A 14,887-nucleotide genomic window follows, 5' to 3' on the forward strand; every position below is an offset into this window, starting at 1 on the left:
CAGGCGGCCGCGTTTTTTTATCTTGTTTTGGAAAGTATTCACGATGGCTCTTTTTCAACCTGTCTCGCGCCTCACGCGTCGACATTTACTGTTCCCCTTATCGCTGGTGTTATTTGAATTTGCCACCTATCTGGCGCACGACATGATTCAGCCGGGCATGTTGCGGGTGACGCAGGCGTTTCATGTCGGCCCGGAGTGGGTGTCCACGTCACTGACCGCTTACCTGATGGGCGGCATGGTGTTGCAGTGGCTGTTGGGGCCGCTGTCGGACAAGCTGGGACGCCGTCCGGTCTTGCTGGCGGGCGTCGCGTTTTTCATGCTGACCTGTCTGGCGACCCACTGGGTACAGAGCATGGGGCAGTTTATCTTGCTGCGCTTTCTTCAGGGCATCAGCCTGTGTTTCATCGGCGCGGTCGGTTATGCCGCTATTCAGGAAGCGTTTGACGACGCACTCAGCGTAAAGATGATGGCGCTGATGGCTAACGTGGCCCTGCTGGCACCGCTGGCCGGGCCGCTGGCGGGCACGGCGTTTCTTGCCGTCGCAGACTGGCGTACGCTGTTTCTGTTTTTTGCTGCGCTGTCTGCCCTGGCGCTGACGGGGTTGTGGTTTTCGATGCCGGAAACGGCGGGCGACAGAAACACCTCTGTGTCGCTGACGTCGCTGGCAGCGGGCTATTACGCATTGTTAAAAGAGCGGCAGGTGATAAGCGGTTCGCTGGCCATTGGCCTGGTCACCATTCCCTGTCTGGGCTGGGTCGCCCTTTCTCCGGTGATCCTGATCCATGATCTGGGACTGAGCCGAATGGAATATGCGCTGCTCCAGTTGCCGGTCTTTGTGGCGATGATTGCCGGAAATCTGACGCTGGGTCGGCTTGCCAGCCGTCTGCCGGTTGAGCAGCCGCTGCGGCTGGGTGCCTGGCCGATTATTACCGGTCTGGCGATAGCCGCTGTCGGCACGCTTATGGATGCGGGCAGCTATGTATGGCTGACGGCGGGCCTGAGCCTTTACGGCTTCGGCACCGGAATGGTGAATGCCGGGCTGTACCGACTGACGCTCTTTTCCAGTCGGGCAGGGAAGGGCAGCGTGGCGGCGATGCTGGGCATGATCAGTATGGTGGTGTTTGCGCTGGGCATTGAGGCGGTCAAAGTGGCGTATTTCAGTGGCGGGATGGCCTGGTTCAGCCTGCTGAATCTGCTGTGCGGCTTGCTGTGGTTGGGACTGGTGCGGTCGTTTCTGCGCGAAAATCTGCGACGACATCGCGTCGTCGCAGTATAGGGTGAGACAGGCGGCAGGGTTTGCCGCCTGTTCGGTAGCGATCAGAAATCGTAGCCGACAGTGGCAACGACGGTCCGTTCTGCGCCCCAGTAGCAGAAACCGGTGCCGTAGCAGGCGGACACATAGTCGCGGTCGGTCAGGTTATTGGCGTTAACCTGCACAAAAGCCCCTTTCAGGCTGCTGTTCCAGGCGCCTAAATCGGCACGTACCGAGGCATCAAACAGCGTGGCAGACGGCAGACGGGTAGTATTTTCATTGTCTGCCCACTGCCGACCAATGTAACGCACGCCTGCACCGATGCTGATCCCGGCGTCGAACTGGTATTTCGCCCACGCGGAAGCCATCGAATCAGGCGTGACGTAAGGCGTATGACCGTTATTACCGTCGATGGAATCTTTAAAGCGCACGTGGTTGAGCGTAAAGCTCGCCAGCGTGCTCAGTCGCGGGGTTAACTGATTATGTGCTTCCAGCTCAAGCCCCTGCGAGTGCACTTTCCCGGCCGGTTCATAATAGGACCCCACCACCACACGATTGCCGACGTCATTTTGGGTCAGATCGTAGATCGCCGCCGAGTAGAGATCGGACGTGCCCACCGGCTGGTATTTAATGCCGGTTTCGTACTGTTCCGAGGTCGTGGGTTTCAGCAGATTGCCATCCTGTCCGGAAAGGGACTGCGGCGTAATGGCCTGGCTGTAGCTGACGTACGGAGAGATACCGTTATCGAATGCATACAGCAGCGCCGCGCGACCGCTCACGTGATCGTCCTGACGACGATACTGCGTATCGCTGCTGTACTGTCTGTTTTCAGAGACGATCCGATCGTAGCGGCCGGAAAGATCCAGATGCCACTTGTCCCATTTCATCTCATCCTGCAGGTACATACCGGTTTGATAGTAACGGCGCTGCGAGTTCTGGAACATGTAAGCCGGATTCGTTCCCACGGCCTGGCCTGTCAGCGCATTGAGCTGGCTGGCTAAACCACTGGCATCGCGCAAATCGTTGGTGTACTGATGATATTCCGCGCCCAGCACCACCTTATGATCCACCGGGCCTGTGTCAAAATCGGCTTCCAGTTGATTATCGATCGCGTACGCCTGCAGTGAGGAACGTGAACCGGAGTAGTAGCGATTGAGCAGTTCAGACTGAGGGGAATCCCAGCCAGCCTGATAAACCTGATCCAAATCCACATTGGAATGGGAGTAGCTGGCATTGGAGCGGAAGGCCCAGGTTTCGTTAAAGCGGTGAGCGAACTCCGCGCTGTAAATTTGCTCACGACGTTTGAACTGATCCAGCGTGCTGTCGCCGTCATAAAAACCGGTGCTGAGCTTACGTCCGTTATGCTCGGTGATGCTGCCGTCACCCGGCACGGCGCTGTGGTAGCCCCCGGAAGGATCTTTTTGCAGATAGGCGCGTAACAGCAGTGAGGTATCCTCATCCGGCTGCCACAGCAGCGAGGGTGAAATCGCATATTTTTCTTCGCGGGTATGATCGTACTGCGTATCACTGTTGCGCGTGATGCCGGTCAGACGAAAAGCCCACTGATCGTTAATCGCATTGGTGTAATCAAATGCGGCGCTGTTGGTGTTGTGAGTGCCGGTGGACAGGCGGAAGTGGCCGGCGGGGGCATACTGAGGACGCTTAGACGTCTCCATGACTAAGCCACCCGGAACGGTCTGGCCGTACAGGGCGGAAGAAGGCCCTTTGATCACATCAATGCGTTCGAGGAACCAGGGATCAACCTGCAGCACGTTGTAGCTGCCGGGATCGCTCATCAGGCGCAGGCCGTCGAGGAAAATATTATCCACATCGCCGCCGTGGAAACCGCGCAGCGACACCGTATCGTAGCGGGTGGCCGCGCCGGCGAAGTTCGTAAAGGCGCCCGCGGTATAGTTCAGCGCCTGATTCACATCCATTGCGCCCTGATCGTCCATCTGCTGGCGCGTCACCACCGACACCGACTGACCGGTGGTGATCAGCGGGCGATCGGTCTTGGTCGCGCCTTTGCTGACGGTCGCCGTATAGCCTTCTGTTGGGGTTGTCGACGTTTCTTCAGGCTTTGCCGTCACCACCAGCGTGTTGGCGGCAAACGTGACTGCCGGTGTGGCAATGGCGATGGAACACAGCAACGCTAACCGTTTCGGGCCGAAAGGCATTCTCATTGTTTATCCCTTACAAAAGGTAAATACCCTGCTCCTGTCAGAGGAAAGGAGCGTAAATTTTGATTACGATCAGATAATGCGCATTGAATGCAAATGAGAATTATTGCCTTTACTGTTAATGATTACAAGACGTGTTCACCGTTATGGCTGAAGAAATTGCAGGCAGAAGGAAAACGGCGTGGATGGCGGGTGGGCTCAGGTCGATTTCAGCGGGGGGAAATGGCGGCTCGTGCGGCACTCGCCAGGTAAACAAGATGGGCAGGTCAGCAAGCATTTCTGACCTGCTACGTGGCTGTTATCTCAGATCGCGACCAGGCTCCGCACGTTATCCGTTTCCATATCGTCACCCCGACCGCGCTGAATAATTTCGCCGCGCGACATGACCAGGTAGCTGTCGGCTAACTCAGCGGCAAAATCATAGAATTGTTCGACCAGCAGAATCGCCATATCGCCGCGTTGCGCCAACTGACGGATCACCATGCCAATCTCTTTGATCACCGACGGCTGAATCCCTTCGGTGGGTTCGTCGAGGATCAGCAACTGCGGACGGCTTGCCAGCGCGCGACCAATCGCCAGCTGTTGCTGTTGTCCCCCCGACAGGTCGCCGCCACGACGTGACTTCATGTCGAACAGCACGGGGAAAAGCTGATAAATCTCATCAGGAACCTGTTTCGCTCTGGCAGCGGGAAAGCGTGACAGCCCCATCAGCAGATTCTCCTCGACCGTCAGACGCGGAAAAATTTCGCGTCCTTGTGGGACGTAAGCGATGCCGGACTGCACGCGCTGATAAGGCTTTCGCGCGCCAATCGACTTGTCCTGCCAGCGTACCTCACCCGATTTGGCCGGAATCAACCCCATCAGGCATTTCAACAGGGTGGTTTTTCCCACGCCGTTGCGGCCCAGCAGGCAGGTGATCTCACCGGTCTTAACCTCAAAGGACAGGCCACGTAGAATATGGCTGCCGCCGTAATATTGATGCAGTTCCGATACCTGTAACATTTAGCGCCCCAAATAAACGTCGATGACCTGCTCATTGGCCTGAACGTCGCGCAGCGACCCTTCCGCCAGCACCTTGCCTTGATGCAAAACCGTCACGTGGTCGGCAATGGTTTCCACAAAGCCCATATCGTGCTCAACCACCATCAGTGAGTGTTTTCCTGCCAGACCGCGGAACAGCTCGGCGGTATAGTCGGTTTCCGCATCGGTCATGCCCGCGGCGGGCTCATCCAGCAGAAGCAGGTGCGGTTCCTGTACCAGCAGCATGCCGATCTCCAGAAACTGTTTTTGCCCGTGTGACAACAAGCCCGCCTGACGCTGGCGCGAACCGGTGAGCCGCAGCAGGAGCAGGACCTCGTCAATGCGATCCCGCTGCTCGCTGTTAAGCCGTGCACGCAGGCTGGCCCAGACAGTTTTGCTGGTTTTCAGGGCAAGCTCCAGATTTTCAAACACCGTCAGGGCTTCAAACACCGTGGGCTTCTGAAACTTGCGCCCGATACCACGGCGGGCAATTTCCACAGGTGACTGTGCCGTGAGATCGTGATCCTGATCGTAAATGACCCGGCCCTTATCTGGCCGTGTTTTGCCGGTAATCACGTCCATCAGCGTGGTTTTCCCTGCCCCGTTGGGACCAATCACGCAGCGCAGTTCGCCAACGCCGATCGCTAAGGAAAGATCGGTCAGCGCGCGAAAGCCATCAAAGGAGACGGTGACCTGTTCCAGTTGCAACACCGGATCGCGCTGAACACGATGGCGATCCGAAGGAAACGATTGGGTAAACGGGTGCTCAGTCATGTTTTCTCCGACGCAGCAGGCCAATCACACCACGCGGCAGAAACAGCGTGACCAGGATAAACATCATTCCCAGGAAGAACAGCCAGTATTCTGGAAAGGCGACGGTGAAAATGCTTTTCGCGCCGTTAACAATCGCGGCGCCAAGCAGTGGGCCAATTAAGGTGCCACGCCCGCCCAGTGCGACCCAGATGGCGGCTTCGATGGAGTTGGTCGGGGACATTTCACCGGGGTTGATAATGCCGACCTGCGGCACATAGAGCGCGCCCGCCACACCGCACAACACGGCGGACAGCGTCCAGACAAACAGCTTAAAGCCGCGGGGATCGTAACCACAGAACATCAGACGGTTTTCCGCGTCGCGAACCGCAGTCAGCACCCGACCAAATTTACTGCGAGCCAGGGCAAAACCCAGGCCCAAACTGACCAACAGCAGCATAACGGTGGCGATAAACAGCCCGATGCGCGTGCCGGTGGCGGTGACGTTAAAGCCGAGCAGGGTGGTGAAACCGGTAAAGCCGTTGTTGCCACCAAAGCCGGTCTCGTTGCGGAAAAACAGCAGCATACCGGCATAGGTCAGCGCCTGGGTCATGATCGAGAAATAAACCCCTTTGATTTTCGAACGGAAGGCGAAAAAACCAAACACCAGCGCCAGCAGGCCGGGCACCAGCACAATCAGGCACAGCGCCCAGGCAAAATGCTGGGTGCCCGCCCAAAACCACGGCAGGCGATCCCAGGAGAGAAAAGCCATAAAGGCCGGTACGCCGTCGCCCGCCGCCTGACGCATCAGGTACATGCCCATCGCATAACCGCCCAGCGCAAAAAACAGACCGTGCCCCAGAGAGAGTAAACCGGCATAGCCCCAGACCAGATCCAGCGCCACCGCGACGACGGCATAGCACAGGATTTTCCCCACCAGCGTTAAGGTATAGGTCGATATCGCCAACGGATGGGCGGCAGGCAGCAGCGCCAGAAACGGCATCATCAGTAGCATCAGCGTAACCAGTGCGCCAATACACAGCGTCAGGCGCGGGGCCTGGCGAGTCAGACGTAAGGTGATCGGTTGCGTCATTAGTCAGTCACCCTTCCTTTCACCGCAAACAGCCCTTGCGGACGTTTTTGAATAAACAGCACGATCATGACCAGAATCAGGATCTTCCCCAGCACCGCGCCGATTTGCGGCTCCAGCACTTTATTGAGAATGCCCAGCCCCAGCGCCGCCACGACGGTTCCGGCCAGTTGACCGACCCCGCCGAGCACCACCACCAGGAAGGAGTCAATAATGTAGCCCTGACCGAGTTCCGGGCCGACATTACCCAACTGGGACAGGGCCACGCCGCCCAGCCCGGCAATGCCGGAGCCCAGGCCAAAAGCCAGCATGTCCACGCGTCCCGTCGGTACGCCGCAGCAGTCGGCCATGGCCCGATTTTGTGTTACCGCGCGCACGTTCATTCCCAGGCGCGTGCGGTTCAGCAGCAGCCAGGTCAGCATCAGCACAAACACCACGAACAGAATGACCGCGATGCGGTTCCAGGGCAGAACCAGATTAGGCAGCACTTGCAAACCGCCAGACAGCCAGGTGGGGTTAGCGACCTCGAGGTTCTGCGCGCCAAACAGCATTCGCACCAGCTGAATCAGCATCAGGCTGATGCCCCAGGTGGCGAGCAGCGTTTCCAGCGGGCGGCCATAAAGATGGCGGATAATGGTGCGTTCCAGCGCCATACCGATAGCGGCGGTCATCAAAAAGGCCACCGGCAGCGCCAGCAGCGGATACCAGTCGATGTAGTGCGGCGCGAACTGCTGAAACAGGTTTTGCACCATCCAGGTGGCGTAGGCACCCAGCATCAACATTTCCCCGTGCGCCATATTGATCACCCCCAGCAGACCGTAGGTGATTGCCAGACCCAGCGCGGCAAGCAGCAGTATCGAACCCAGCGATAAGCCGCTAAACGCCTGACCCAGCAGATCGCCCCACATCAGGCGACTTTTGATCTGTTTCAGGCTGTCTGCCGCCGCTTCCCGGACGGTTTCATCGGGTTCCGCTGTGGGCTGCGTCAGCCGTTGCAGGCTGGCCTGGGTATTGGGATCGCTGGACTCGCCCAACAGTTTTACCGCCCGCAGCCGAACCATGGGCTGAGAGCTGGTCAGTTGCAGGTTGGCTGCTGTCATTGCCAGTGCGGCGTGCACTCGCGCATCCTTTTCGACGCTCAGGCGCTGCGTAATCAGCGGAAGGAGATCGGTGGCCGCATCATTTTGTAACTGCTGAGCTGCGCTCAGGCGCACGCTGGCATCATTGCTCACCAGTTGATGGGCTGCGAGGGCACTGGCAACCAGCACGCGCAGCCGGTTATTCATAAACAGTTTTTTCACTTCACCCGTCGGCTGCAGGGCGGCATCCAGCGGCAGCAACCTGCTATCGGTTTTACTGAAGGGATGGCGATCCTGATCCGTGACCACGGTTTCGGCTTTCAGCGCCTGAAGCAGCGGTAGGCGACTGGCATCCGGCGCAGCCGCCCACTGTTGCAGCAATGCCGCCTGCTGGGTTCGGCTGGCCGCAGCGAAGTCGGCTGCCGGTCCGGCGCTGGCAAACAGCGGCAGGAGCAGCAAAAAACTAAAGAAACACAGGCGAAGCGTCATGAGTGAGCCTCATTGAATAAGCGAGCATGGAAAGTCCTTTTTGCCGCCCTTATTCCGGGACAAGGGCGGCACCTGTTTTACTGGGATGTTTTCACAGGGTGGTCGGGTTTTTTGTCATTACCGGGGATATACGGGCTCCAGGGTTGGGCGCGTACCGGTTTGTCGGTCTGCCAGACCACGTTGAACTGACCGTTCTCTTCCACTTCGCCAATCATCACGGGTTTATGCAGATGGTGGTTGGTCTGGTCCATCGTCAGGGTAAAGCCATCCGGCGCTTTGAAGGTCTGACCGGCCATGGCGGCACGCACCTTATCCACATCGGTGGTGCCCGCTTTTTCTACCGCCTGTGCCCACATGTGAATGCCAACGTAGGTGGCTTCCATCGGATCGTTGGTGACAACGCTGCTGGCGTTGGGCAGGTTATGGGCTTTGGCATAAGCACGATAATCGGCGACGAATTTGGCGTTGGTGGGGTTATCCAGTGACTCAAAGTAGTTCCATGCGGCGAGCTGACCGACTAAAGGTTTAGTATCAATCCCCCGGAGTTCTTCTTCGCCCACAGAGAACGCCACTACCGGAATATCGGTGGCTTTGATGCCCTGATTAGCCAGCTCTTTGTAGAACGGGACGTTGGAGTCGCCATTGATGGTGGAGACCACCGCCGTTTTCCCGCCGGCGGCAAACTTTTTGATATTCGACACGATGGTCTGGTAATCGCTGTAGCCAAACGGCGTGTAGACCTCTTCGATGTCTTTATCCTGTACGCCCTTGGCATGCAGGAAGGCGCGCAAAATCTTATTGGTGGTGCGGGGATAAACATAATCTGTTCCCAGCAGGAAGAAGCGTTTGGCACTGCCGCCATCTTCGCTCATCAGGTATTCCACTGCGGGAATGGCCTGCTGGTTAGGCGCTGCCCCGGTATAGAAAACGTTGGGGGACATCTCTTCGCCTTCATATTGCACCGGGTAGAAGAGCAGGCCGTTGAGTTCTTCAAAGACGGGCAGCACGGATTTTCGCGATACCGATGTCCAGCAGCCGAAAACGACGGCCGCTTTATCCTGGGTCAGTAGCTGACGCGCTTTTTCTGCAAACAGCGGCCAGTTTGATGCCGGGTCCACCACCACCGGTTCGAGCTTTTTACCCAGCACGCCGCCTTTTGCATTGATTTCATCAATGGTCATCAGGGCGACATCTTTCAGCGGCGTTTCAGAAATCGCCATGGTGCCGGAAAGCGAGTGCATAATGCCCACTTTAATCGTGTCAGCCGCCTGGGCACTCCATGAGAATCCCATACCTGCGACGGTAGCGGAGAGCGCAAAAGCCTTAAGCAATGAACGTCTTTTCATCAATGTTAAACCCCTGGTTAGATGGATGCGTTATTCGATGGGTTGGAGCCTGGCCTGCTGTAACATATGGATTGTGATTTTTCTGACCTCTGCCTTACTGGCGGCAATGTGCCCACTCAGCATCTGCTGGGCTTCACCGGTTTGCTGCAATAAAATGGCCTGTAAAATTTGCGCGTGCTCGCGATACGTCGCCGCGATCCGGTCTTCGCGGGTAAAATCGAGACGTCGGATAATGCGGATCTTCTCGGTCAGTTCGGCGTGGATACGCGCGATTTCACTGTTGCCCGCGGCGGCAACCAGCGTCATATGAAAGGCTTCATCGTGCTGGGACACCTTCTTGCCCTCATCCAGACGGGCGGCCTCACACCAGAACTGATAAAGCTCGCGCAGCCGGGCGGCGCACTGCGCCGAGGGCAGCTCGCACAGGCGCTTCACGGCTTCGCACTCCAGCACCGTTCGCAGGTCGTACAGCTCCTCGAAATAGGCGAAATCAAAGGTTTTTACCTGCCATCCGCTGCGAAACCAGACGTCGACATAACCTTCACGCTCCAGCCAGAACAGCGCCTGGCGCACCGGCGTGCGGCTGACCGCCATACGTTCAGCGATTTCACTTTCGCTGAAGCGGTCACCGGGCATCAGGCGAAATTCAAAAATGTCGTTTTTCAGTGTCTGATAAACGCGTTCCGCCAGCGCTTCCGGGCGACCTTTATGACGAGGGGATCGGGTGGTCATCGGCTCTCCTTATTCCAGCCACAGCAGTGAATCGCCGGGATTGACGGCGCGCCCTGCCTGACAGTCGACGCGTTTCACCCGACCCGCCGTCGGGGCGACAATCGCCAGCTCCATTTTCATCGCTTCAACAATCACCAGCGTTTGACCGGCGCTGACGTCGTCACCGGGCTGCACCAGGACTTTCCAGATGTTGCCGTTCATATCCGCCTGTACGGACAGGGCACTGTCGTCCTCCACGGCGGCATCCGGTGCAGTATCAGAAGGGGGCGCGACCTCCTGTTCCTCCTGCGACCACAGCGTGACCTCCTGGTCGAAAGCCGCTGCCTGGCGTTGGCGGAAATCCGCGATATCTTCAGCGTTATCTGTCAGAAACTGCTGGTGGGCGGCAAAATCAAATTCCGTTTCTTCGATACGAAGCGTGGCGCGACCTTCGCGGAAATCGTCACGCATCTGCGTTAACGCCTCTTCCGTCACCGGATAGAAGCGCACCTGATCGAAGAAGCGCAGCAGCCACGGCTCACCGGCGCTGAACTGCGGGTTTTTCAGGAAGGTGTTCCAGATGGGTAAGGTGCGACCGACCAGTTGGTAGCCGCCGGGCGAGTCCATGCCGTAAATGCACATATACATACCGCCGATGCCGACGGTGCCTTCTGCCGTAAAGGTACGGGCTGGGCTGTATTTGGAACTCAGCAAGCGATGGCGCGGATCGACAGGCACGGCGCAGGGCGCGCCGAGGTACACATCGCCCAGCCCCAGAATCAGGTAACTGGCGTCAAAAAGCGTTTCACGCACCTGTTCGCGGTGGGGTAATCCATTGATACGTTGAATAAAGTCGACGTTGTTTGGCAGCCAGGGCGCACTGGCACGCACGGTTTCTTTATAGCGCTCAACGGCCCCGAGCGTGGCGCTGTCTTCAAATGCCATCGGCAGCCAGACGATGCGTGACGGGACTTTCAGTTGGCTCACATCCCCAAGGAGGGCTTCACGTTCCAGTAACTCGGCCATCAACTGCGACTGGCTCAAGACCAGGCTGTCATAGCGAATTTGTAGCGAGCGCACGCCGGGAGAGAGCTCTTCAATACCGGCAACGGGCCGTTCACGCAGCGTTTCCATTAACAAATGCACGCGCAGGCGCAACGCCAGATCGAGGACGTTATCGCCATATTCGATCAGGATGTACTTATCGCCAGCCTGGCGATAGACCGCCTGTGGAGAGGTCTCCGTGGCCGCAACGGCGGCAAGCAGCGTGCCGGAACCAAAGTGGTTTTCGGCCAGTGAGGGCACGGGAAAGGCTGGCGCAGGCTGGGGGCGCAGTGTGGCAATTGCCTGCCTCTGGGCGTTTTCCAGCGCGGTGGCTTCTTCAACGCTGATGGGATGAAAACGAATGCTGTCGCCGGGTTTGACCTGACCCACTTTCCACAGCTCGGCTTTCGCTATCGTCACCGGGCAGACAAAGCCGCCAAGGCTTGGGCCGTCATGGGTCAGAATCACCGGAAAGTCGCCGGTAAAGTTGATCGCGCCAATGGCGTACTCACAGTCATGCACGTTAGACGGATGCAGGCCCGCCTCACCACCGTTGGCGCGTGCCCAACTGGGTTTTGGCCCGACCAGGCGTACGCCAAGACGGTTGGAGTTGTAGTGTACCTGCCAGTCGCTGGCAAAGAAGTCATCGATGGCGGCCTGGGTAAAGAAGTCAGGTGCGCCGTGCGGCCCGTACAGCACGCCAATGCGCCATTCGTTGGTATAATCCGGTATCAGCGCCGGGCTGAGTGCCTGAGGTGCGCTGACTGGCGCTGGCGTGGTACAGGCCGCCAGCAATGGCTGGGAAACCGGTAGCATATCGGCGACCCGCAGCGTCCGCCCCGCGTGCCCGCCAAACTGCCCGAGCGAGAAAGTGGCGCGGCTGCCAAGGTATTCCGGCACATCAAAACCGTTACGAATGGCCAGATAACAGCGACAGCCGCGCTGAGCGCGTCCCAGCGTGAGCGTTTGTCCTGCCCTGACCGTAACAGGCTGCCAGTTAGCGACGGGTTCACCGTCCAGCGTGGCGGCACAGTCAGCGCCGGTCAGGGCAATCGTCGCCGCGCAATGGAAACGCAGCGTCGGGCCTTGTAAGGTAAATTCCAGCCCGGCAGCGGCCTCGTGATTGCCGACGATGCGGTTGGCCAGGCGAAAAGCATAGTCATCCATCGGGCCTGACGGCGGCACACCGATATCCCAGTAGCCAAGGCGGCCTGGTACATCCTGCACGGAGCTAAAGGTGCCGGGCTGCAGGACTTCCACCACGGCTGCCGACGGCGTGAAATTATCCAGAAAACGTGTCCAGACCTTGCCAGTGCGAAACGCGTCGGTGGCGACAATCTGTCGCAGGTAGTCAAGATTGGTGGCGATGCCGTGCAACTGGGTGGCATCCAGTGCGGCTTGCAGTTTGGTCAGCGCGGCGTCACGGGTTTCGGCGTGTACGATCAGTTTGGCAATCATCGGATCGTAGTAGCTTGAGACGTCGCTACCTGTGCCGATCCCGCTATCGACGCGCACATCGTCGGGAAAGCTGACGTGGGTTAACACGCCAGGGCTGGGCTGAAAGTTTTTGAGCGGATCTTCGGCGTATAACCGAACTTCAATCGAGGCACCCTGAGGTGCCTGCTGCAGGCGTGGCCAGTCGATCGCGTCATCGGCCGCGACGCGCAACATGCACTCCACCAGGTCAAGACCGGTGACGCATTCGGTGACCGGATGCTCAACCTGCAGGCGAGTGTTCACTTCTAGGAAATAGAAGGCGTCCTGTTGTGCATCGTAAATGTACTCGACGGTTCCCGCGCTGCGGTAATTGACCACCTCGCCCAGCCGCACCGCTGAGGCCAGCAGCGCATCACGGGTTGCGGCGGGTAAACAGGGCGCGGGCGTTTCTTCTACCACTTTTTGGTTGCGACGTTGCAGTGAGCAGTCGCGCTCACCCAGGGCGACCACGGTACCCTTGCCATCGCCGAAGATCTGCACTTCAACGTGACGGGCATGATCGATGCAGCGTTCAAGAAATACGCCTGCGTCGCTGAAGAACTGTTCGCCAAGCCGACGGACGCTTTCCCAGGCCTGACGCAGCGCATCGGCGTCGGCACAGCGCGTCAGCCCAATCCCACCGCCACCGGCAGTGCTTTTTAACATCACCGGATAACCGATGTTATCTGCGGCGGCCAGGGCGTCATCCAGTGAGTCGAGCAGCGCCGTACCGGGCGTCATGGGCACTCCGGCGCGCGCTGCCAGCTCACGCGCGCGATGTTTTAGGCCAAACTCACCAATTTGCTGCGCGGTCGGTCCAACAAACACGATACCGGCCTGCTCACAGGCGGCCGCAAACGGCAGACTTTCAGAGAGAAAGCCGTAACCCGGCCAGACAGCCTGCGCCCCGCTTTCCTGCGCGGCGGCCAGAATCTTATCAATGCGCAGATAGCTGTCGCTGGCTTTGTCACCGCCCAGACCGATGGCGATATCGGCATCTTTAACATGTTGCGCGTTGCGGTCGGCATCGGAAAAGACCGCGACGCTTGTGATGCCCAGACGTTTCAGGGTACGGATAGCGCGGCAGGCAATTTCGCCACGGTTGGCAATCAGGACGGTGCTGAACATGATTTATTGACTCTCCAGAGAGGCGAGCCAGTGACGCCAGCCGCCGAATTCGGTGATCTCCAGCGCGTGTGTGAGCGCGGAACCTTCACAAATAAAGCCTTTCACCACGCGACCATCGGCGAGCGTCAGGCTGCCAATGCCTAATGGCGGTGGGATCTCAGCCACGAACTCACCAAAGCGCGCCAGTGGGATATCCCACAACTCGACGGTGATGGCTGCGCCTTGTTCCGCTCGCATCAGACCGGGTTTTTTGATGGGGCCATCCAACAGGGCAAATAGGCGATACTGCGTGGCGGTCTGCGTCTCTTCTACCCAGACTGCCTGGCGTTGCGTGAGCTGAAAGTTAAGTGGCATGCCGGTCAGGTGCGCGCCCACCACCGCAATGCGAACGTGGTCGCTGGAAAGGGGAAGTGGTGCAGGCGCAGCAGGTTGGGCTCTGCCGGTCGCCCCCAGCGGCAGGGCGATAGCCTGCTGCCAGCGCAGGCCAAACTGCGCCAGGGCGCGGTCATGCCAGGCGGGTGCAATGAGGGTAATACCTGCTGGCAGGTCATCGTTTCTGAAAGGGGCGGGCAGTGACAGCGCCGCGAGATCGGCCAGATTAGTGAAGTTGGTGTACGTCCCAAAATGCGAGTTATAAAGCACCGGCTCTTGCTGCATCTCCTCCAGGGTATAAATCGTGGGGGAGGTGGGCACGACCAGCGCATCAAACGGCGCCAGAACCTGCTGGATATGGCGGGTCAAATCGGCGCGCAGGTATTCGGCCTGATAAGCGTCGACCGCGCTGTATTTCAGGCCATTGGAGACAATGCCGTGCACCACCGGGTCCATCTTCTCGGGCCGGGCAAGCATCTCACCCACGGCGGCGGTACGCTCGGCCACCCAGGGGCCGTGGTAAAGCTGTTCAGCGAGTCGGCTGAAAGGCGTGAAATCAATGGGATGCAGCGTTGCGCCGCTCTCCTGTAGTGCGGCCAGCGCCGCATCCCATGCCGCTTCGGCAGCCGCATCATCAAAAAACGGCGGTGAAGCAGGAATGGCGAAATCAGGATGGGTTTTCATGCCGGCGGGGGCCGTGCGTGGGCTAACGCGGGAGTAAGCGTCCTGCGCATCGTATCCACCTGCCAGGCTGGCCACGGTAAAGGCTTCTTCTACCCTCAGTGCAAACACCGAGATCGTGTCATTCAGGCGGCAGGCAGGGACGACGCCGCGAGCGGACAGCCAGCCTTTGGTTGGCTTCAGGCCGACAATATTATTAAATCCTGCCGGTACCCGGCCTGAACCTGCGGTATCGGTACCCAGTGAGAACGCCACCAGGCCACGAGCCA

At 58.6% G+C, this 14,887-nt stretch carries 10 protein-coding genes; 1 reads left to right on the top strand and 9 read right to left on the bottom strand.

All coding sequences use genetic code 11. The features are described from left to right. Positions 1–43: 43 nt before the first annotated feature. Entirely contained in the window at positions 44–1,276 is a 1,233-nt protein-coding gene (locus CMR03_RS09490; RefSeq protein WP_096011385.1) for an MFS transporter, read from the top strand. A 41-nt stretch (positions 1,277–1,317) separates the two neighbouring features. Here the strand turns inward: CMR03_RS09490 and CMR03_RS09495 are convergent, their stop codons facing one another. The 9 genes from CMR03_RS09495 to atzF form a co-directional block, all read right to left on the bottom strand. After that, on the bottom strand, positions 1,318–3,435 hold the full coding sequence (locus CMR03_RS09495) for a TonB-dependent siderophore receptor (protein ID WP_096011386.1): 2,118 nt from the start codon (positions 3,433–3,435) through the stop codon (positions 1,318–1,320). Positions 3,436–3,735: 300 nt separating this feature from the next. Next, positions 3,736–4,434: an urea ABC transporter ATP-binding subunit UrtE gene (urtE, locus tag CMR03_RS09500; protein WP_063878333.1), complete on the bottom strand. Its 699-nt coding sequence runs from the start codon at positions 4,432–4,434 to the stop codon at positions 3,736–3,738. Next, complete coding sequence (urtD, locus tag CMR03_RS09505) at positions 4,435–5,226, bottom strand: urea ABC transporter ATP-binding protein UrtD (RefSeq protein ID WP_063878334.1); 792 nt, start codon at positions 5,224–5,226, stop codon at positions 4,435–4,437. Then, positions 5,219–6,295 carry an urea ABC transporter permease subunit UrtC gene (urtC, locus tag CMR03_RS09510; protein ID WP_096011387.1) on the bottom strand — a complete coding sequence of 359 codons (1,077 nt, stop codon included), beginning with the start codon at positions 6,293–6,295 and terminating at the stop codon, positions 5,219–5,221. Before urtC ends, urtD begins: the two co-directional genes overlap by 8 nt. Further along, a complete protein-coding gene (urtB, locus tag CMR03_RS09515) occupies positions 6,295–7,860 on the bottom strand; it encodes an urea ABC transporter permease subunit UrtB (protein ID WP_096011388.1) in 1,566 nt (521 codons plus the stop codon). The genes urtC and urtB overlap by 1 nt, the downstream gene beginning before the upstream one ends. A 77-nt stretch (positions 7,861–7,937) precedes the next feature. Further along, positions 7,938–9,206 carry an urea ABC transporter substrate-binding protein gene (gene urtA, locus CMR03_RS09520; protein WP_063878337.1) on the bottom strand — a complete coding sequence of 423 codons (1,269 nt, stop codon included), beginning with the start codon at positions 9,204–9,206 and terminating at the stop codon, positions 7,938–7,940. Positions 9,207–9,236: 30 nt separating this feature from the next. Continuing rightward, positions 9,237–9,938, bottom strand: coding sequence for a GntR family transcriptional regulator (locus CMR03_RS09525; RefSeq protein ID WP_063878338.1), 702 nt, complete (start codon positions 9,936–9,938; stop codon positions 9,237–9,239). A gap of 9 nt (positions 9,939–9,947) precedes the next feature. Then, positions 9,948–13,565 (bottom strand): urea carboxylase, encoded by a 3,618-nt coding sequence (gene uca / locus CMR03_RS09530; RefSeq protein ID WP_096011389.1) that lies wholly within the window; start codon positions 13,563–13,565, stop codon positions 9,948–9,950. A 3-nt stretch (positions 13,566–13,568) separates the two neighbouring features. Continuing rightward, positions 13,569–14,887 (bottom strand): allophanate hydrolase (gene atzF, locus CMR03_RS09535; RefSeq protein ID WP_096011390.1); only part of this gene is annotated, 1,319 nt, incomplete at its 5' end.

The sequence above is a fragment of the Pantoea allii genome (assembly GCF_002307475.1).
Lineage (GTDB): Bacteria > Pseudomonadota > Gammaproteobacteria > Enterobacterales > Enterobacteriaceae > Pantoea > Pantoea allii.